The sequence below is a fragment of the Streptomyces sp. DH10 genome, assembly GCF_029813805.1.
Lineage (GTDB): Bacteria > Actinomycetota > Actinomycetes > Streptomycetales > Streptomycetaceae > Streptomyces > Streptomyces coeruleofuscus.
Map to the genome: position 1 here is coordinate 1 of NZ_JARVKU010000021.1, position 18,880 is coordinate 18,880.

The 18,880-nt window shown below is 71.4% G+C and carries 16 protein-coding genes; 7 read left to right on the forward strand and 9 right to left on the reverse strand.

Annotated features, from left to right (window positions below):
* Positions 1–187 precede the first annotated feature (187 nt).
* Both QC385_RS33380 and QC385_RS33385 read left to right on the forward strand, forming a co-directional pair.
* Positions 188–1,066: an NUDIX hydrolase gene (locus QC385_RS33380; RefSeq protein ID WP_279545103.1), complete on the forward strand. Its 879-nt coding sequence runs from the start codon at positions 188–190 to the stop codon at positions 1,064–1,066.
* Positions 1,063–1,893, forward strand: a complete 831-nt coding sequence (locus tag QC385_RS33385) for an MBL fold metallo-hydrolase (protein WP_279545104.1) — start codon at positions 1,063–1,065, stop codon at positions 1,891–1,893. The genes QC385_RS33380 and QC385_RS33385 overlap by 4 nt, the downstream gene beginning before the upstream one ends.
* A gap of 5 nt (positions 1,894–1,898) precedes the next feature.
* On the opposite strand, the gene QC385_RS33390 is transcribed toward QC385_RS33385, so the two are convergent.
* Together QC385_RS33390 and QC385_RS33395 are read right to left on the reverse strand one after the other, a co-directional pair.
* Complete coding sequence (locus QC385_RS33390; RefSeq protein ID WP_279545105.1) at positions 1,899–2,717, reverse strand: nucleotidyltransferase domain-containing protein; 819 nt, start codon at positions 2,715–2,717, stop codon at positions 1,899–1,901.
* A gap of 115 nt (positions 2,718–2,832) precedes the next feature.
* Complete coding sequence (locus QC385_RS33395) at positions 2,833–3,507, reverse strand: Crp/Fnr family transcriptional regulator (RefSeq protein ID WP_010031945.1); 675 nt, start codon at positions 3,505–3,507, stop codon at positions 2,833–2,835.
* Between the two features lie 408 nt (positions 3,508–3,915).
* On the opposite strand from QC385_RS33395, the gene nth reads away from it, so the two are divergent.
* From nth to QC385_RS33410, 3 genes are all read left to right on the forward strand, one after another.
* Positions 3,916–4,917: an endonuclease III gene (gene nth / locus QC385_RS33400; RefSeq protein WP_279545106.1), complete on the forward strand. Its 1,002-nt coding sequence runs from the start codon at positions 3,916–3,918 to the stop codon at positions 4,915–4,917.
* 97 nt (positions 4,918–5,014) lie between these two features.
* Positions 5,015–5,710 (forward strand): NUDIX hydrolase, encoded by a 696-nt coding sequence (locus tag QC385_RS33405; protein WP_086603735.1) that lies wholly within the window; start codon positions 5,015–5,017, stop codon positions 5,708–5,710.
* 13 nt (positions 5,711–5,723) lie between these two features.
* Positions 5,724–6,923: a MarP family serine protease gene (locus tag QC385_RS33410; RefSeq protein WP_279545107.1), complete on the forward strand. Its 1,200-nt coding sequence runs from the start codon at positions 5,724–5,726 to the stop codon at positions 6,921–6,923.
* 50 nt (positions 6,924–6,973) lie between these two features.
* Here QC385_RS33410 and QC385_RS33415 read toward each other — a convergent pair whose 3' ends face one another.
* The 6 genes from QC385_RS33415 to QC385_RS33440 form a co-directional block, all read right to left on the reverse strand.
* Positions 6,974–7,156: a hypothetical protein gene (locus QC385_RS33415; RefSeq protein WP_078602692.1), complete on the reverse strand. Its 183-nt coding sequence runs from the start codon at positions 7,154–7,156 to the stop codon at positions 6,974–6,976.
* Between the two features lie 127 nt (positions 7,157–7,283).
* Positions 7,284–8,222, reverse strand: a complete 939-nt coding sequence (locus tag QC385_RS33420; protein WP_279545108.1) for an alpha/beta fold hydrolase — start codon at positions 8,220–8,222, stop codon at positions 7,284–7,286.
* Positions 8,219–8,707, reverse strand: a complete 489-nt coding sequence (locus tag QC385_RS33425) for a phage holin family protein (protein WP_020271817.1) — start codon at positions 8,705–8,707, stop codon at positions 8,219–8,221. Before QC385_RS33425 ends, QC385_RS33420 begins: the two co-directional genes overlap by 4 nt.
* Before the next feature lie 119 nt (positions 8,708–8,826).
* Positions 8,827–10,263, reverse strand: a complete 1,437-nt coding sequence (gene nhaA / locus QC385_RS33430; RefSeq protein ID WP_279545109.1) for a Na+/H+ antiporter NhaA — start codon at positions 10,261–10,263, stop codon at positions 8,827–8,829.
* Positions 10,264–10,488: 225 nt separating this feature from the next.
* Positions 10,489–12,444, reverse strand: coding sequence for an acetate--CoA ligase (acs, locus tag QC385_RS33435; protein ID WP_279545110.1), 1,956 nt, complete (start codon positions 12,442–12,444; stop codon positions 10,489–10,491).
* Between the two features lie 377 nt (positions 12,445–12,821).
* Complete coding sequence (locus QC385_RS33440) at positions 12,822–15,191, reverse strand: bifunctional SulP family inorganic anion transporter/carbonic anhydrase (protein ID WP_279545111.1); 2,370 nt, start codon at positions 15,189–15,191, stop codon at positions 12,822–12,824.
* Positions 15,192–15,486: 295 nt separating this feature from the next.
* On the opposite strand from QC385_RS33440, the gene QC385_RS33445 reads away from it, so the two are divergent.
* Together QC385_RS33445 and QC385_RS33450 are read left to right on the forward strand one after the other, a co-directional pair.
* Entirely contained in the window at positions 15,487–16,749 is a 1,263-nt protein-coding gene (locus QC385_RS33445; RefSeq protein ID WP_279545112.1) for a hypothetical protein, read from the forward strand.
* 64 nt (positions 16,750–16,813) lie between these two features.
* The gene (locus tag QC385_RS33450) at positions 16,814–17,635 is read left to right on the forward strand and encodes an oxidoreductase (RefSeq protein ID WP_279545113.1); all 822 of its coding nucleotides are present in this window, start codon (positions 16,814–16,816) and stop codon (positions 17,633–17,635) included.
* Positions 17,636–17,972: 337 nt separating this feature from the next.
* On the opposite strand, the gene QC385_RS33455 is transcribed toward QC385_RS33450, so the two are convergent.
* Positions 17,973–18,806: an HAD family hydrolase gene (locus QC385_RS33455; protein WP_279545114.1), complete on the reverse strand. Its 834-nt coding sequence runs from the start codon at positions 18,804–18,806 to the stop codon at positions 17,973–17,975.
* Between the last annotated feature and the right edge of the window lie 74 nt (positions 18,807–18,880).

The window sequence follows — 18,880 nt, forward strand, 5'->3', positions numbered from 1 at the left end:
AACCAGTACGCGGGCGTCCGCCCGGCACTCCCCCAGCCTTCGGCCGGGGGGACCCCCAGAGCACGCACCGGACGCCGCGAGGCCCGCCCTCCGGGCGGACGACGGGACTTTGCGGACACGCCCTAGCTGCGGAATCCGTCTCCAGGGCCACTCGAACATCCGCCCGTCACGGGATAGCCTCGCGCCCATGGCGAACGGTCAGTGGTACCCCCCGGAGTGGCCGGACCGCATCCGCGCACTCGCGGCCGGCACCCTCACCCCGGTCACCCCGAAGCGCGCGGCCACCGTCATGCTCCTGAAGGACACCGGCACCGGCCCCGCCGTCCACATGCTGCGCAGACGCGCCTCCATGGCCTTCGCCGGAGGCGCGTACGCGTATCCGGGCGGCGGCGTCGACCCCCGGGACGACGACCACCAGGTCCGCTGGGCGGGCCCCACGCGCGCGTGGTGGGCGGACCGGCTCGGCGTCGACGAGACGGCGGCCCAGGCGATCGTCTGCGCGGCCGTACGGGAGACGTACGAGGAGGCGGGCGTGCTGCTCGCCGGCCCGGCTCCCGACTCGGTCGTCGGCGACACCACCGGCGCCGACTGGGAGGCCGACCGTGCCGCCCTGGTCGCCCGGGACCTGTCCTTCGCGGAGTTCCTGGACCGCCGCGGCCTGGTCCTGCGCTCCGACCTGCTCGGCGCCTGGACCCGCTGGATCACCCCGGAGTTCGAGGCCCGCCGTTACGACACCTGGTTCTTCGTGGCCGCCCTCCCCGAGGGGCAGCGCACCCGCAACGCCTCCACGGAGGCCGACCGCACGGTGTGGATCGCGCCGGGCGAGGCGGCGGCCGGGTACGACAGGGGCGAGCTGCTGATGATGCCGCCGACCATCGCGACCCTGCGCCAGCTGACGGCGTACGAGAGCGCCGCCCAGGCGCTCGCGGCCGCCCCGGGGCGTGACCTCACGCCCGTCCTGGCCACCGCCCGCCTGGTGGACGGCGAGATCGTGCTCTCCTGGCCGGGCCACGACGAGTTCACCAAGCACATCCCGACCGCCCCGACCGGTGGAGCCACCGCATGACGGACGCAGCAGCCCTTCCCGGCCAGCCTCGCGGCGGGGTCCTCTCCGGTCCCGCCACCGCGCGGGCCGTCAACGTCCTGGCCCCCAACCCGTCGGCGATGACCCTGGACGGCACCAACACCTGGATCCTCTCCGAGCCCGACTCGGACCTGGCGGTGGTGGTCGACCCGGGCCCGCTGGACGACGGGCACCTGCGCCATGTCGTCGCCACGGCCGAGCAGGCCGGCAAGCGGGTCGCCCTGACCCTGCTGACCCACGGTCATCCCGACCACGCGGCGGGCGCCGCCCGGTTCGCGGAACTGACCGGCACGCGCGTGCGTGCGCTCGATCCGGCACTGCGGCTGGGCGACGAGGGTCTGGCCGCCGGGGCCGTGATCACCACCGGCGGCCTCGAACTGAAGGTCGTCCCGACCCCCGGCCACACCGCCGACTCCCTCTGCTTCCATCTCCCCGCCGACCGGGCGGTCCTGACCGGCGACACGATCCTGGGCCGCGGGACGACGGTCGTGGCCCACCCCGACGGCCGGCTCGGCGACTACCTGGACTCCCTGCGGCGCCTCAGGTCCCTCACGGTCGACGACGGCGTCCACACGGTGCTCCCGGGCCACGGCCCGGTCCTGGAGGACGCCCAGGGCGCCGTGGAGTACTACCTCGCCCACCGCGCCCATCGCCTCGCCCAGGTGGAAACGGCCGTCGAGGACGGCTACCGGACCCCCGGGCAGGTCGTCGCCCACGTCTACGCCGACGTCGACCGCTCCTTGTGGCCGGCGGCGGAACTGTCCGTACGGGCGCAGTTGGACTACCTGGAGGAGCACGGGCTCATCTAGGGCCTTCAAGGACGCGGCGCCTTGACGCCGTGCACGCGCGCGTACTCCCCGGCGAGCCAGGGCCCCAGATCGTCGACGTACGACGCGAGCACGGCGGCGTCCCCCGTCGGCTCCCGGCCGAGGACGGCCGCGGCCCGCAGCTGCTCGGCGCGCCGCGGGTAGTACCGGGCGAACGCCTCGGCCATCTCCCGTAGGTCGCTGGTCCAGCCGTTCCAGCGAGGCATGACGAGGGTGAAGCCCGTGCGCACGAGGTGCCGGGACATGAAGCGGACGAGGGGACGGCGGGCCTCTTCCGTGCCGCCCGCCTCGGCGATCCGCCGGCGCCAGCGAGGGAGGAGCAGGGCCAGATCGCCGTTGGTCTCGCGGGCAAGCAGCGAGTCGGGGCGGTAACGCGGCAGGTGCGCGGTCAGGTCCTCGCCCAGCAGAGGGGTGCACAGGCAGGCGACGAACCACCCCAGGTCGCACCGCTCCAGGTCGCTCAGCAGCCGCGCCCGGCTGAACAGCAGCGTCCCGTGCCCGTCGAGTTGCCCGAACTCCTCGTCCAGCGCCGCACCGAGGGCACGGGCCTCGGCCCGGTCCGTGTCGGTCGGCTCCTCACGCAGGGCGAGCAGCAGGTCGAGGTCGCTGCGCCCCACGCGCGCGGTGCCGCGCGGGATCGACCCGTAGAGGTACGCGCTGTGCAGCCGCGCCCCGAACACGTCGGCCAGCCGCTGCACCGTCGCGGTGACGACCGGACGGAAGGCGTCGGGCACGCGCGCGAGGGAGCCCTCCCGGGCGATGAAGCCCTGGGCGTCGAGTCCCGGGCGTCGAAGGGTTCCGGCCATGCGGTCACTGTGCCGTGAAGGGGGAGGCCGGCGCGGCTGGTTTTCGTGCCGAGTACGACGTCGGGCCCCGTCCCGCGAGGAGACAGGGCCCGATGCGGCCAGGGGAGCGTGCGCGTCAGCGCGAGCGCTTGGCGAGGCGTTCCACGTCCAGGAGGATCACCGCGCGGGCCTCCAGGCGCAGCCAGCCGCGCTGGGCGAAGTCCGCCAGTGCCTTGTTGACCGTCTCGCGGGACGCGCCGACCAGCTGGGCCAACTCCTCCTGCGTGAGGTCGTGGACGACGTGGATGCCCTCCTCGGACTGCACGCCGAACCGGCGGGACAGGTCCAGCAGGGCGCGGGCGACACGGCCCGGGACGTCCGAAAAGACGAGGTCGGACATCGCGTCGTTGGTCTTGCGCAGCCGGCGCGCGACGGCGCGCAGGAGCGCCGTGGCCACCTCGGGGCGGGCGTTCAACCAGGGCTGGAGGTCGCCGTGGCCGAGGCCGAGCAGCTTGACCTCGGTCAGCGCCGTGGCGGTCGCGGTGCGCGGGCCCGGGTCGAACAGCGACAGCTCGCCGATGAGCTCGCCGGGGCCGACCACGGCCAGCATGTTCTCGCGGCCGTCGGGGGACGTGCGGTGGAGCTTGACCTTCCCCTCCGTGACCACGTACAGGCGGTCGCCGGGGTCACCTTCGTGGAACAGCGAGTCACCGCGCGCGAGGGTCACCTCACTCATGGAGGCGCGGAGCTCCGCGGCCTGCTCGTCGTCGAGCGCCGCGAAGAGCGGATTGCGCCGCAGAACGTCGTCCACGAGTTCTCTCCTTGTCGACCTGCTCAGGGGCTGTTGCCCCCGCGTACCAAGGCACCGTGGTGCCCATATTGCCGGACGGTCCAAACAGTGTGATCTGTCACAAGGATGCCGCACACCTGTCCCGGGGTACGCGGCAGGGGTCCAATTGGGCGCCGATCTTCGGGGTCCGGGGCGGATGTCGGTGCCGGGCCTTAGGCTGGCCGGGTGTCCAAATCGCCGGTGAGAGCACAGGCCGAGGGGGCTACGCGGGTGGTTGTACGTCGCGATTCCGCCGTGGGCGAACAGAGCCCCGATGGCGGTAGGAAAACGGCGAAAGCGACAGGGGAGGCGGAGCCTTCCGGGAAGTCGGCGCCGGCGAAGAAGACGCTTGCCAGGAGGGCCGGGGCCGCGAGTGAGCAGGCATCTGCCATGCAGGCTGCGGCCGTGAAGAAAGCCGCGTCCGCGAAGAAGGCTGCCTCGGTGAAGAAGACTGCTTCCGCGAAGAAGGCCGCTTCCGCGAAGAAGGCCGTGCCTGCGAAGAAGGCCGCGCCCGCCAAAAAGGCCCCCGCCGCCAAGAAGGTCACTGTCGCCCCCAAGAAGGCCACGGCCCGTATCAAGGGCACCGCCCCGGCCAGGACCGTCGTCCACCCCCCGAGTGGTGAGTCCCGTACGGCCCTGGTCCGCCGGGCCCGCCGTATCAACCGCGAGCTCGCCGAGGTCTACCCGTACGCCCACCCCGAGCTGGACTTCACCAACCCCTTCCAGCTCGTGGTCGCGACGGTCCTGTCCGCCCAGACGACCGATCTGCGCGTCAACCAGACGACCCCCGCCCTCTTCGCCAAGTACCCCACCCCCGAGGACCTGGCCGCCGCCAACCCGGAGGAGGTGGAGGAGATCCTCCGCCCGTGCGGCTTCTTCCGGGCCAAGACCAAGTCGGTCATAGGGCTGTCCAAGGCCCTCGTGGAGGGCTTCGGCGGCGAGGTCCCCGGTCGGCTGGAGGACCTGGTCAAGCTGCCCGGCGTCGGCCGCAAGACCGCGTTCGTCGTCCTCGGGAACGCCTTCGGCCGGCCCGGCATCACCGTGGACACGCACTTCCAGCGCCTGGTGCGCCGCTGGCAGTGGACCGCCGAGACCGACCCGGACAAGATCGAGGCCGCGGTCGGCGCGCTGTTCCCGAAGAGCGACTGGACGGACCTCTCGCACCACGTGATCTGGCACGGCCGCCGGATCTGCCACGCCCGCAAGCCCGCGTGCGGCGCCTGCCCGATCGCCCCGCTCTGCCCGGCGTACGGCGAGGGCGAGACCGACCCGGAGAAGGCCGGGAAGCTGCTCAAGTACGAGAAGGGCGGCTTCCCCGGCCAGCGTCTGAACCCCCCGCAGGCCTACCTGGACGCGGGCGGCAAACCGGCGCCGCCGCTGGGGGCCGGATGAGCTGCCCCACGAACCCCTCGATCAGGGGATCGCGGCCGTTCACGGAACGATCTCAGGGCCGCCGCGCGTTGGAAGCGGCAGGACGACAGGGGTGGCGATGACACGGGCGAGCGACACACAGGGCGGGCCGGTGACGGTGAGCAAGGAGGGCCTGCCCGGCTGGCTGGACCCGGTGGTGCACGCCGTGGAGACGGTCCGGCCGCGGCAGCTGAGCCGCTTCCTGCCGCCGGAGGACGGCGCCGGGCGGCAGTCCGCCGTGCTGGTCCTCTTCGGTGAGGGCGAGCGCGGGCCGGAGCTGCTGCTCATGGAGCGCGCGCACTCCCTGCGCTCGCACGCCGGCCAGCCCTCCTTCCCCGGCGGCGCCCTCGACCCGGAGGACGGCGACCCGCGTGGCGACGGCCCGCTGCGGGCGGCCCTGCGGGAGGCGGAGGAGGAGACCGGCCTCGACCCCTCCGGCGTCCAGCTGTTCGGCGTCCTGCCCCGGCTGTACATCCCGGTCAGCGGCTTCGTCGTCACCCCGGTGCTGGGCTGGTGGCGCGAGCCCAGCCCGGTCGGGGTCGTCGATCCGAACGAGACCGCCAGGGTCTTCACCGTCCCCGTGGCGGATCTCACGGATCCCGCCAACCGCGCCACCACCGTCCACCCCAGCGGCCACCGAGGTCCGGCATTCCTGGTCGAATCGGCACTTGTCTGGGGTTTCACGGCCGGAATCATCGACCGGCTGCTGCACTACTCGGGCTGGGAGCGGCCCTGGGACCGCGAGAAGCAGGTCCCGCTCGACTGGCGCGCATGACAGGGTGGCCTTCGTGAACGTGCTGGACATCTTGTTGCTGGTCGCCGCCGTGTGGTTCGCGGTCGTCGGGTACCGCCAGGGATTCGTCGTCGGCATCCTGTCGGTGATCGGCTTCCTGGGCGGCGGTCTCGTCGCCGTGTACGCGCTGCCCGTCATCTGGGACGCGATCACGGACAACGCGGAGGTGAGCACGACCGCGGCCGTCGTCGCGGTCGTCGTCGTCATCGTCTGCGCATCCGTCGGCCAGGCCCTCACCACGCACCTCGGCAACAAGCTGCGCCGGCACATCACCTGGTCCCCGGCCCGGGCCCTGGACGCCACCGGCGGTGCGCTCGTCAACGTCGTGGCGATGCTCCTGGTCGCCTGGCTGATCGGTTCGGCCCTCGCGGGCACCACGCTGCCGACGCTCGGCAAGGAGGTCCGCAACTCCAAGGTGCTGCTCGGCGTCTCCCAGGCGCTGCCGGACCAGGCCGCCACCTGGTTCGCGGACTTCTCGTCGGTCCTCGCGCAGAACGGCTTCCCGCAGGTCTTCAGCCCGTTCGCGAACGAGCCGATCACCGACGTCCAGCCGCCGGACCCGGCCCTGGCGAACAGCCCGGTGGCCACCCGCGCCCAGCGCTCCATCGTCAAGGTCATGGGCACCGCCCCGAGCTGCGGCAAGGTCCTGGAGGGCACCGGCTTCGTCTTCGACGACCGCCGCGTGATGACCAACGCGCACGTGGTGGGCGGGGTCGACGAGCCCACCGTGCAGATAGGCGGCGAGGGCAAGAAGTACGACGCCACGGTCGTGCTCTACGACTGGCGGCGCGACATCGCCGTACTGGACGTGCCGGACCTGGAGGCGCCCGCGCTGCGGTTCACCACCGAGGACGCGGGCAGCGGCGACGGCGCGATCGTCGCGGGCTTCCCGGAGAACGGGGCGTACGACGTGCGTGCCGCACGCGTGCGTGGCCGCATCACGGCCAACGGCCCGGACATCTACCACCGCGGCACGGTCCGCCGCGACGTCTACTCCCTCTACGCGACCGTCCGCCAGGGCAACTCCGGCGGCCCGCTGCTCACACCCGACGGCAAGGTCTACGGCGTAGTCTTCGCCAAGTCCCTCGACGACGTCGAGACGGGTTACGCGCTGACCGTGGACGAGATCCAGGAGGACATCACCAAGGGGCGCAACGCCAACCAGCAGGTGGGCAGCGACAGCTGCGCGCTCTAGGTGTGGTGCTGGAGCGGGGCAGCCGACGGGTCACTCACGCGGGTGACGCCTCAGTCGCGTGTGTGGCGCAGACGTACGGAGACCCAGCGGGCCCGGCGGCGGAGGATGCGCGGGATCCCGACCCTGGGGTCCGCGGTCGCCATCTGCGGTGCGCCGCTTCGCTGGTGGGGGTTCGCACCGCCCGCCGAGCGGCGATTGCGGCTTGCGTCACTGTAGTCGTGCGTCCAGCCCATACCCCGACGTGTGCCCCCGCCTCATGGTCGATAACCGCCCCCGGGGCGTCCAATTGGCCTATGCGCCAGGCAATTGGCCGTTCGTAGCACAAGCGTTCACGTGCGGATACCGGTCGCGGTCACCCGGTCACCGATCGGGTTCGGGATCCTTCAGCCAGTTGATGAGTTCCGAGGAGAACGCGACCGGGTCCTCCTCGTGCGGGAAGTGGCCGAGGCCGTCGAACAGGCGCCAGCGGTACGGGGCTTCGACATACTCGCCGGATCCGGCCGCGCTGCGCGTGCGCATCACGGGGTCGAGCGAGCCGTGCAGATGGAGCGTCGGTACACGCACGGGGCGCTTCATCCGGCGGTTGAACTGGATGCCGTCCGGGCGGGCCAGGGAGCGCACCATCCAGCGGTACGGCTCGACCGCGCAGTGCGCGGCGGAGGGGATGCACATGGCCCGGCGGTAGATCTCCAGCGCCTCCTCCTCCGGCGGGCGCGGCCCGGACCAGTCCTGGATCAGCTCGGCCACCAGCGCCCCGTCGCCGGCGGTGAGCTGCCGCTCCGGGATCCAGGGCCGCTGGAACCCCCAGATGTGTGAACCGGCGCGGGTCTGCTTGACGTCCCGCAGCATGGCCGAGCGCCAGCGCCGCGGATGTGGCATGGACGCGACGGCCAGCCGCCGCACCAGCTTGGGGCGCATCGCGGCGGCCGTCCACGCGAGGTACCCGCCCAGGTCGTGGCCGACCAGCGCGGCGTCGGGCTCGCCGAGGGAGCGGATGACGCCGGTGACGTCGAGCGCGAGGTTGGCGGGGTCGTAACCGCGCGGCGTGCGGTCGCTGCCCCCGACGCCCCGCAGGTCCATGGCGACGGCCCTAAAGCCCGCGTCGGCGAGCGCCACCAGCTGGTGCCGCCAGGTCCACCAGAACTGCGGGAAGCCGTGCAGGAGCAGGACCAGCGGCCCGTCACCCAGCTCGGCGATGTGGAAGCGGGCGCCGTTGGCGGCGACGTCGCGGTGGCTCCAGGGGCCGTCCAGCCGCACGGCCGAGGCCGGTTGTGCCGAAGGTGTGGCGGGGTCGGTCATGACGACGAGCGTGCCACAGCCTCGATGGCCTCGGGGACCCGGTCCTGCGCGAGCTCCGGACGCGGGTGCGGCTTGGCCTTCTGCAGGACGCCCGCGGTCTCCTTCATCGAGGCGGCGACCTTCTGCGGGCCCTTGCTCTTCTTGGCCTTCTTCGCGAAGACCACGCCGATCAGCGCGAGCACGACCGCGACCAGCACGTTCGCCGCGAAGGACAGCAGGAAGCAGATCGCGAGGTTCCAGTCGCTCCAGGTGCGGATGCCGTACGCCAGCGCGAAGTTCAGCATCGGCAGGGAGAACAGCAGTACCGCCCCCGCCATCGAGAAGGCGCCGCCGCTGGTCGCGCCGCGCTTCACGTCCTGCTTGAGCTGCGCCTTCGCCAGCGCGATCTCGTCGTGCACCAGCGCCGACATTTCCGCCGTCGCCGAGGCGAACAGCTGGCCGATGGTGCGTTCGGCGCCGACCGGGCTGCCGTCGGGTGCGCTCATCGCGGTCTCCCTCTTCTGCGTACGGTCCGATTTCCGCGTCTTTGCCTGACCGGCCGCAGTCGTCCGACTGCGTAGGGCCTGACTGCGTACGGTCCCGTCTTTTGTACCGTCCCGTCAGATCATGCCGGACGGTGGTGGTCATCGCCTGCCCCGCCCGGTACTTCGGCAAGCCCGTGGCGCGCGGCCGCCTTCTCCTGGGCGATCCGGCGGTGGTCGGCGGCCTTGCGTTCGTAGAGGGCGGCCAGGCGCTCGTGGTACGCCGGGTCGTCCTCCTCGTAGACGTCCGGGATGCCGTCGAGGTCCTCGTCGCGCTCCTCGGCCTCGTACAGGCGGCGGTACTTGGCGTTGCGGATCTTCAGCAGGACCGTCGCGAGTGTCGCGGCGATGAGCGAGCCCAGCAGCACGGCGGCCTTGACCTGGCCGGTCATCGTCTCGTCGCCCTCGAAGGCCAGTTCGCCGATCAGCAGCGAGACCGTGAAGCCGATGCCGGCGAGACTCGCCACCGCGAACACGTCCGCCCAGGCGAGATCGTCGCTGAGCGAGGCCCGGGTGAAACGGGCCGTCAGCCACGTGCCGACGAAGATGCCGAGCGTCTTGCCGACGACGAGTCCGAGGACCACGCCGAGCGTCTCCGGCGTGGCGAACACCTCGACGAGCGCGCCGCCGGACACCGAGACACCCGCGCTGAACAGGGCGAACAACGGTACGGCCAGCCCTGCCGACAGGGGCCGTACGAGGTGCTCGATGTGCTCGCCGGGGGAGTGGTCCTCACCCTCGTGGCGGTGGCAGCGCAGCATCAGCCCCATGGCGACACCGGCGATGGTGGCGTGGATGCCGCTGTTGTACATCAGCGCCCAGATGACGAGCGCGAGCGGCACGTACACGTACCAGCCGCGTACGCCCTTGCGCAGCAGCAGCCAGAAGAGGACCAGACCCGCGACGGCGCCGCCGAGCGCGGCGAAGTTCAGGTCGTCGGTGAAGAACACCGCGATGATCAGGATCGCGAAGAGGTCGTCGACGACGGCGAGCGTGAGCAGGAAGGCCCGCAGCGCGCTCGGCAGGGAGGTGCCGATGAGCGCGAGCACCGCGAGCGCGAAGGCGATGTCGGTGGCGGTGGGCACGGCCCAGCCGGCCAGGGAACCGCCTCCGGTGACGTTGGTGAGGACGTAGACGAGCGCCGGTACGGCCATCCCGCACAGCGCGGCGACGACCGGCAGCGCGGCGGCCTTGGGATCGCGCAGATCACCCGCGACGAGCTCGCGTTTGAGTTCGATCCCGGCGACGAAGAAGAAGATGGCCAACAGCCCGTCGGCGGCCCAGTGCGCGACCGACAGGTCCAGGCCGAGGGCGGCGGGGCCGACGTGGAAGTGGGAGACGCTCTCGTAGCTGTCGTGGAGTGCGGGGATGTTCGCCCACAGCAGCGCGGTGACTGCGGCGGCGAGCAGCAGCACACCACCGACGGTCTCGGTGCGCAGCGCGTCCGCCACGTAGGTCCGCTCGGGGAGGGAGAGCCGGCCGAGGACCTTGCGGGGGGTGGAGGGGCGGGGCGCGGTCACGGGGGAGACCTCCGGTCGGTGGGCAGGGCTGAACACATGCCGACCAGACTTCCCGGCGCACCATGGAGCAATTGTTTTTCTTAGTTCAGGTAAACACCCTAGGGAGACATCCTAGGAAAACATGTGGCCGAACGCACCCGGTGATCGCCACCGGGGTACCGAAGGGGCACTCGGCGTCCGATCGCCGGGTGCCCCTTCGTCCGCAGCGCCATGCCTGTGCGGTGATCAGTCCTCGCTGGACGCGGCCGGGAGCTTGGCCTGGATCAGGTCCATGACCGTGGAGTCGGTCAGCGTGGTGACGTCACCGAGCTGGCGGTTCTCGGCGACGTCCCGCAGCAGACGCCGCATGATCTTGCCGGAGCGGGTCTTGGGCAGCTCGGCCACCGGCAGGATCCGCTTGGGCTTGGCGATCGGGCCGAGGGCGGTGCCGACGTGCGCGCGCAGCTCGTCGACCAGGGTCTCGGTCTCGGAGGCCGTGCCGCGCAGGATCACGAAGGCGACGATCGCCTGCCCCGTCGTCTCGTCCGCCGCGCCGACCACGGCCGCCTCGGCGACCGAGGGGTGGGAGACGAGCGCGGACTCGACCTCCGTGGTGGAGATGTTGTGCCCGGACACGAGCATGACGTCGTCGACCCGGCCGAGCAGCCAGATGTCGCCGTCGTCGTCCTTCTTGGCACCGTCACCGGCGAAGTACTTGCCCTCGAAGCGCGACCAGTACGTGTCGATGAACCGCTGGTCGTCGCCCCAGATGGTGCGCAGCATCGACGGCCACGGCTCGGTCAGCACCAGGTAGCCGCCACCGCCGTTGGGCACCTCGTTGGCCTCGTCGTCGACGACCGTCGCGGCGATGCCGGGCAGCGGGGTCTGCGCGGAGCCGGGCTTGGTCGCGGTCACGCCCGGCAGCGGGGTGATCATCATCGAGCCGGTCTCGGTCTGCCACCAGGTGTCGACGATCGGGGTGCGGTCGCCGCCGATGTTCTTGCGGTACCAGATCCACGCCTCGGGGTTGATCGGCTCGCCCACCGAGCCCAGCACGCGCAGGCTGGACAGGTCGAACTTGGCGGGGATGTCGTCGCCCCACTTCATGAACGTGCGGATCGCGGTCGGCGCGGTGTAGAGGATCGTCACGCCGTACTTCTGCACGATCTCCCAGAAGCGGCCCTGGTGCGGCGTGTCGGGGGTGCCCTCGTACATCACCTGCGTCGCGCCGTTCGCGAGCGGGCCGTAGACGATGTACGAGTGGCCGGTGACCCAGCCGACGTCGGCGGTGCACCAGTAGACGTCCGTCTCCGGCTTGAGGTCGAAGACGGCGTGGTGGGTGTAGGCGGTCTGGGTGAGGTAGCCGCCGGAGGTGTGCAGGATGCCCTTCGGCTTACCCGTGGTGCCCGAGGTGTAGAGGATGAACAGCGGGTGCTCGGCGTTGAACGCCTGCGGGGTGTGCTCGGCGCTCTGCCGCTGCACGATGTCGTGCCACCACACGTCGCGGCCCTCGGTGAAGGCGACCTCCTGGCCCGTGCGGCGCACGACCAGGACGTGCTCCACGTTGCCCGCCTTCTCGACGGCCTCGTCCACGGCCGGCTTCAGCGCGGACGGCTTGCCGCGCCGGTAGCCGCCGTCCGAGGTGATGACCACGCGCGCGTCGGCGTCCTGGATACGGGTGGCGAGCGCGTCCGAGGAGAAACCGCCGAAGACGACGGAGTGCGCGGCGCCGATGCGGGCGCAGGCCAGCATCGCGATCGCCGTCTCGGGGATCATCGGCATGTAGACGGCGACCCGGTCGCCGGCCTGAACTCCCAGTTCCAGCAGCGCGTTGGCGGCCTTGGAGACCTCGTCCTTGAGCTCGGCGTAGGTGATGGCGCGGCCGTCGCCGGGCTCGCCCTCGAAGTGGATCGCGACACGGTCGCCGTGCCCGACCTCCACATGGCGGTCGACACAGTTGTAGGCGACGTTGAGCTCGCCGTCCTTGAACCACTTGGCGAACGGCGGGTTCGACCAGTCGAGCGTCTCGGTGGGCTCCTTGGCCCAGGTCAGCCGACGGGCCTGCTCGGCCCAGAAGCCGAGCCTGTCAGCCTTGGCCTGTTCATACGCCTCCGCGGTGACGTTGGCGTTCGCGGCCAGGTCGGCGGGGGGTGCGAACCTGCGCTCTTCCTTGAGCAGGTTGGCCAGGCTTTCGTTGCTCACGGCATCTGCCTTTCCCAGGGTGTCCGTTGTGTCCCAGGCCACAGCTCATCAGACCCGGGGGTGCGATGACAAGGGCCGACTGCCGATTGGTTTAGACCTGTCGGGCTGTGGTGTCGGCGGCCGGCGTCATCCGTACCCACGGACGCCGACCTGGGAAAGTTCAGCCTGTGTAACGCGCGTCACCCAAGGGGGCGGGGTGTGGTGCGCAGGCGGTGGGGGTGTGCGGCCCCCGCAGGCCGTCGGGCCCCGTCGGGGCCGTGAGGCCGTCCGGGCCGCTCACCCGCGCCCGTGCCGGGCAGACGCCGACACGGACTTACGACGTCTCGCCGACACAGGCTCACGACGTCACGGCGACACGGGCTCACGACGTCACGCGCTCACGCCGTCAGGTCCGCCTCGCGTACGCGGTCGAAGACGACGCCGTCGTCCGTCTCGGTGAGCAGGTAGGCCTCGGCCTCGCCCACGTGGAAGTACATCCCGTGCAACTCCAGCGTGCCCTCGTCGAGGGCCCGGGCCACCGAGTCGTGGGCGCGCAGGTGCTCCAACTGCTGGACCACGTTGGTCAGGCAGAGCTGCTCGACCGCGTCCTCGGGCGCCCGCCCGGCCAGGCTGCCCCACGGCAGGCTGTCGTCGGCCATGCGCTCCAGGCTCGGCAGCCCGTGCCGCAGCCACCGCTTCAGCGGGGTCTGGGCGCCGCCGGGTTCGGAGTTGAGCAGCGCCTGCATGGCGCCGCAGCCCGAGTGCCCGCACACCGTGATGGACCGCACCCGCAGCACGTCGACGGCGTACTCGATCGCGGCCGCGACCGAGTCGTCGCCGCTCTCCTCGCCCGGCCGTGGGACGAGGTTGCCCACGTTGCGCACGACGAACAGGTCGCCTGGACCGCTGGAGGTGATCATCGATGTGACCAGTCGTGAGTCGGCGCAGGTCAGGAAGAGCTGCGACGGCCGCTGCCCCTCTCGCGCCAGCCGGGCCAGCTCGCTGCGGACCAAGGGCGCGGTGTTGCGCTGGAACGCGCTGATGCCACGCACCAGTTCGTGCCCACTGGCTCCGCCGGTGCCTGCCGGGTCCGGCTCGGTGCGGTCCGTCCCGCCCCGGTCGTTGCGGGCAAGGGGAGCGGGCTGGGGGCGGTCGCACTGGTGGTTGCGCCAGGGCGTCCAGGGCCGGCAGCGGCAGCCGGTGACGGCTTGGGGCTCGGAGATGCGGGTGCCGGGGTGCCGGCCGGTGATCTCGACGGTGCCGCCCTGCGCGGTGTGCGTCTTCTGCCAGTCCTGCAACGTCTCGTACGCCGCGTGGTCCATGAACGACCCGTCCAGCTCGACGACGGTGTCGGCCCCGTGGGGTACGAGATGCAGGGCCCGGCTGAGCCGTGGCACCGCGAGAAACGTCAACTGTCCTCTGACGTGTACGTGATGGACTCCTTCCGTCTCTTCGTGCGTGATGCGGGTGCGGGTGAGGCGGTGCAGGGCGACGCCGACGGCCATGGCGATGCCCAGGGCCACGCCCTGGAGAACGCCGAGGGACACCACGCCCAGGGTCGTGACGGCGTAGACCCACACCTCTCGGTGGCGCGTCACCGTGCGGATGTGGTGCAGGGACACCATCTGGATGCCGACGGCCATCACCAGGGCGGCGAGCGAGGCGAGCGGGATGAGCTCCAGGATCGGGACCATCAGCAGCGCGGCGATCACTACGAGAACGCCGTGCAGCATCGTGGAGTTCCGGCTCACCGCGCCCGCGTGCACATTCGCCGAAGTCCGCACGGCCACGCCCGCGATGGGCAGTCCGCCGAGGGAGCCGGAGACGATGTTGGCGGCGCCCTGCCCGAGCAGTTCGCGGTCGAGGTCGGAGCGCCGGACGCGGGCGGGCAGACCCGGGCGGCCGGCCACCAGCTTGTCCACGGCGACCGCGCCGAGCAGCGACTGCACGCTGCACACCAGCGTGGTGGTGAGCACCGCGGCGACGAGGCCGAGCACGGGACCCTCGGGCAGCCCGGCCAGGGCGTGGTTGCTCCAGGTCGGCAGGTCGACCTTGGGCAGGCGGAGCCCGGCGAGGGCGGCGGCCGCGCTGGCTCCGGCCACGGCGACGAGCGCGGCCGGGACCTTGCGCAGCAGGTGTCCGGCCCGGCCGGGCAGTCTCGGCCAGAGCAGCAGCAGCGCCAGGGTCAGCGCGCTCACCGACACGGCCGCGAGGCCCATGTCCGCCAACTGGGCGGGCAGGGCGCGGAGGTTGTCCGGGACGGAACTCTGCGGTGTGCCGCCGAGCACGATGTGCAGCTGGGCGACGGCGATGGTCACGCCGATCCCGGCGAGCATGCCGTGCACGATGGCGGGGCTGACGGCGAGGGCGCCACGGGCCACGCGCAGGCAGCCCAGGCCGAGTTGGGCGAGGCCGGCGAGGACCGTGATGGCGCAGGTCGTCCGCCAGCCGTAGCGCTGGATGAGATCGGCGGTGACGACGGTGAGTCCGGCGGCCGGCCCGCTCACCTGGAGCGGGGAGCCGCCGAGCCGTCCGGCGACGAGCCCGCCCACGGCGGCGGCGACGAGGCCGGCCTGGAGCGGTGCGCCGGTGGCGAGGGCGATGCCCAGGGACAGGGGCAGGGCGATCAGGAAGACCGCGATCGAGGCCGACACGTCGGCACCCGCGATCCGGAAGCGGCGGGGGCCGCCCGGCGGCGGGCTGTGGGGTGGATGGGTGCGTTCGGTCCGGTTCGGATCGGCGGCACGGGTGGGGACGCAGGCTGACATGTTCTTTCCCGTCTCCTCCGGGGCTGCGCGGTCGCGCAACGGGGCTCTCCGCTCAGGGCGGGGGCCGGTCGCGGCCGTGGTCACGGTGTAAATCGGCGGGATGATTCAACGCTCGGTAAACGGATCGTAATGCAGAGTAAAGGGGAAGCAAGGACTTTACGGGCAAATGGGCGAATAAATCACCCCAGAGAGTGAAGTGGCCATGTGATCGGCTTGTCGCACTAATTCCTTCTCGGTCTCGTGCGAATTTGGCGGCGCTGTCCGCACCCGAGAGAAGGAAGAAGGTGGGCGGAACATGGCAGCCACCCACAGGATCGCCGCGGGCTCCGTGATCGCCGCGCTCTGCGCCGCATCGCTCGCCGGCTGCGGGACCGGCACATCGCGGCAGGAGGCCCCCGCCCCGCAGAAGGCGAAGCCGGCCAAGGCGCCGAAGAGCGCGGTCCGGCTGATCGGAGACGGCTCCACCGCTTACACCGGTGCGCAGCCCCACCTGCCCAGACCCGAGCGGCTGCGGCCCGGCCAGAAGCCCCCGCAGTTCGTCGTCTTCTCCTGGGACGGCGCCGGCGAGGACAGCCAGAGGCTGTTCTCCCACTTCCGCAAGGTCGCCCGGCAGAACAACGCGACCATGACCTACTTCCTGAGCGGCGTGTACCTGCTGCCGGAGGAGAAGAGGGACCTCTACCGGCCGCCCCAGCACTCCCCGGGCCGCTCCGACATCGGCTTCAGCGACCGCCGCGGCATCGCCGCCACCGTGAAGCAGCTGCGCCTGGCGTGGCTGGAGGGCAACGAGATCGGCACCCACTTCAACGGCCACTTCTGCGGCAGCGGCGGCGGGGTCGGCGAGTGGTCCGTGCAGGACTGGAAGGACGAGGTCGCCCAGGCCAAGCAGTTCGTGAAGACCTGGAAGACCAACGCCGGGATGAAGAACGCGTCCCCGCTGCCCTTCGACTACGACAAGGAGCTCATCGGCGCCCGCACCCCCTGCCTCGAAGGCCAGCGCAACTTCATGGAGGCGGCCCGCGACCTGGGCTTCCGCTACGACACGAGCGGCGTCACCGACCAGGTGTGGCCGAAGCGGAAGCAGGGACTGTGGGACCTGTCCATGCAGCTCGTGCCGTTCCCCGGCCACTCCTTCGAGCAGCTCACCATGGACTACAACTTCATGGTCAACCAGTCGGGCACCACCACCCAGGGCAACCCCGCCATGCATGACTTCTGGGGCGACCAGATGCGTGACGGCCTGCTCAAGGGCTTCTACCGGGCCTACGACGGCAACCGTGCGCCCCTGATCATCGGCAACCACTTCGAGTCCTGGAACGGCGGCACCTACATGCGGGCCGTCGAGGAGGTCATCGAGACGGTGTGCACCAAGGAGGAGGTGCGCTGTGTGTCGTTCCGGCAGCTCGCGGACTGGCTGGACGCCCAGGACCCGGCGACGCTGGAGAGGCTGCGCAGGCTGAAGGTCGGCGAGGCGCCGAAGCAGGGCTGGGCGTCGTTCCTCGCGGGCCGGCCCGCCCCGGCCCCGAAGGGCGTGCCCGGGGCTCCGGCTGCGAGGTAGCGGCCCGAGTGAAGATGGCCACTCCGCCGTGGGGCGGGCCCCCGGGGTGCGTAGGGTCGTACTCATGAGTACAGCAGGCGCGACCGCCGACCCTCTCGCGGCCCTGGGGGCGCTGCCCGGGGTGGCCGATTCCGTGGAGTCCGTGCGCAAGTCCGTGGACCGGGTCTACGGGCACCGGATCATGCGGCGGCGCAGTAACGCGATCACTTCGGAGGCGGCGCTGCGCGGCGCCCGTGGCTCGGCGGCGCTGGCCGGCGCTGACTGGGCACTGGAGGAGGTCCGTCGGCGTACGGACTTCAGCGGCGACGAGGCGCGCACCGTGGGCGCCTCCCTGCGGCTCACCGCGGAGGCGGGTCAGCTGCTGTCCATCTGGCGGCAGTCGCCCCTGCGGGTCCTGGCCCGGCTGCACCTGGTGGCGGCGGCCGACAAGGCCGACCAGGTGGGACGGCCGCGGCAGGAGGGCGAGCAGGTCGACGAGCCGCTCGTCGGGCTGTCGCTGCCGAGCGCGGCCGAGGCGCATGGCCGGCTGGAGGGGCTGGCCGAGCTGATCATCGCAGGCGGCAGCGCGCCGGCGCTGGTGACGGCCGCCGTCGTGCACGGCGAACTCCTCGCGCTGCGTCCTTTCACGTCCCACAACGGCCTGGTCGCCCGCACGGCCGAACGCATCGTCCTGATCGGCAGCGGCCTGGACCCGAAGTCGGTCTGCCCGGCCGAGGTGGGCCACGCCGAGCTGGGGCGTGAGGCCTACCTGGAAGCCCTCGACGGGTACGTGTCCGGCACACCGGAGGGCATGGCCGCCTGGATCGCCCACTGCGGCAGGGCGGTCGAGCTGGGGGCACGCGAGTCGACGGCGGTGTGCGAGGCGTTGCAGCGCGGAGCTGCGTGACAGCAGGACCGGGTCGGCACATAAATGCGGCGGTACGAGAACTCGTACCGCCGCTGGCATGAGCATCGGGGTACCAAGCGTCCTCGATATATGCCCATCAGGTCGGGAACTTTGCCCGTCCCTGGTGCGGCTGGCCCGTAATCGACGGGTCGACGTCGCGTGGGTGCCCGGTGTTCATGCTCGGTCCGTGGGGCCAAATGCGTAATTAAGGTGATCCTCTCGGATGTCCTTGGTCTCGCGGGCCGTTGAGTCCTTTGTACTCCTGCCCCGGAGTAAGCGGAAGTCCAGACTGCACTTCTTTACTTTTGCGTTCAAATAGGACTTCGTGTCGCCCAGGTCAAACGACGGTCGCCCGGCGCCGGTTCGCGTACCAGACGAGGCCGGCCGTGGCCGCGGCGGCGCCTATCGCGGCGACCGCGACGAGCGCCGGACGGGGCGGGACTGAGAATGCGGGGATCCGCTGCTTGAGCCGGACCGGACGGTGGAAGTCCAGGATCTGCCAGCCGCGCGCGAGGGCCTCGCGGCGCAGCGCGCGGTCCGGGTTCACGGCGTGGGGATGGCCGACGGACTCCAGCATCGGCACGTCGGTCGCCGAGTCGCTGTAGGCGTAGCAGCGGCTGAGGTCGTAACCCTCGGACGCGGCCAGCTCCCTGATGGCCTCGGCCTTGGTGGGGCCGTAGGCGTAGTACTCCACCTCGCCGGTGAAGCAGCCGTCCTCGCCCACGACCATGCGGGTCGCCACGACGCGGTCCGCGCCGAGCAGCTCGCCGATCGGCTCGACCACCTCCGCGCCCGAGGTGGACACGATCACCACGTCGCGGCCGGCGGTGTGGTGCTCCTCGATGAGGGAGGCGGCCTCGTCGTAGATGATCGGGTCGATCAGGTCGTGCAGCGTCTCGGCGACGATCTCCTTGACCTGCTGCACGTTCCAGCCGCGGCACAGCGCGGAGAGGTAGGCGCGCATGCGCTCCATCTGGTCGTGATCGGCGCCGCCGACCAGGAAGACGAACTGGGCATATGCAGTTCGCAAGACGGCCCTGCGGTTGATCAGACCGCCTTGGTAGAACGACTTGCTGAACGTGAGCGTGCTCGACTTCGCAATGACCGTCTTGTCCAGGTCAAAGAAGGCCGCTGTGCGGGGCAAGGAGTGGTTTTCCACGCCCTTGAGCATAGGGGCAGCCCATTCGGCGTAAGGTGGGGCGCGTGGGTTTGCCTGAGAGGGCTCTCGGGTACACCATGGAAGTC

Coding starts and splice junctions, on each gene's coding strand:
- QC385_RS33380 (WP_279545103.1), top strand. CDS start 188: ATGGCGAACGGTCAGTGGTACCCCCCGGAGTGGCCGGACCGCATCCGC.
- QC385_RS33385 (WP_279545104.1), top strand. CDS start 1,063: ATGACGGACGCAGCAGCCCTTCCCGGCCAGCCTCGCGGCGGGGTCCTC.
- QC385_RS33390 (WP_279545105.1), bottom strand. CDS start 2,717: ATGGCCGGAACCCTTCGACGCCCGGGACTCGACGCCCAGGGCTTCATC.
- nth (WP_279545106.1), top strand. CDS start 3,916: ATGCAGGCTGCGGCCGTGAAGAAAGCCGCGTCCGCGAAGAAGGCTGCC.
- QC385_RS33405 (WP_086603735.1), top strand. CDS start 5,015: ATGACACGGGCGAGCGACACACAGGGCGGGCCGGTGACGGTGAGCAAG.
- QC385_RS33415 (WP_078602692.1), bottom strand. CDS start 7,156: ATGGGCTGGACGCACGACTACAGTGACGCAAGCCGCAATCGCCGCTCG.
- QC385_RS33420 (WP_279545108.1), bottom strand. CDS start 8,222: ATGACCGACCCCGCCACACCTTCGGCACAACCGGCCTCGGCCGTGCGG.
- QC385_RS33425 (WP_020271817.1), bottom strand. CDS start 8,707: ATGAGCGCACCCGACGGCAGCCCGGTCGGCGCCGAACGCACCATCGGC.
- QC385_RS33440 (WP_279545111.1), bottom strand. CDS start 15,191: ATGTCAGCCTGCGTCCCCACCCGTGCCGCCGATCCGAACCGGACCGAA.
- QC385_RS33445 (WP_279545112.1), top strand. CDS start 15,487: ATGGCAGCCACCCACAGGATCGCCGCGGGCTCCGTGATCGCCGCGCTC.
- QC385_RS33450 (WP_279545113.1), top strand. CDS start 16,814: ATGAGTACAGCAGGCGCGACCGCCGACCCTCTCGCGGCCCTGGGGGCG.
- QC385_RS33455 (WP_279545114.1), bottom strand. CDS start 18,806: ATGCTCAAGGGCGTGGAAAACCACTCCTTGCCCCGCACAGCGGCCTTC.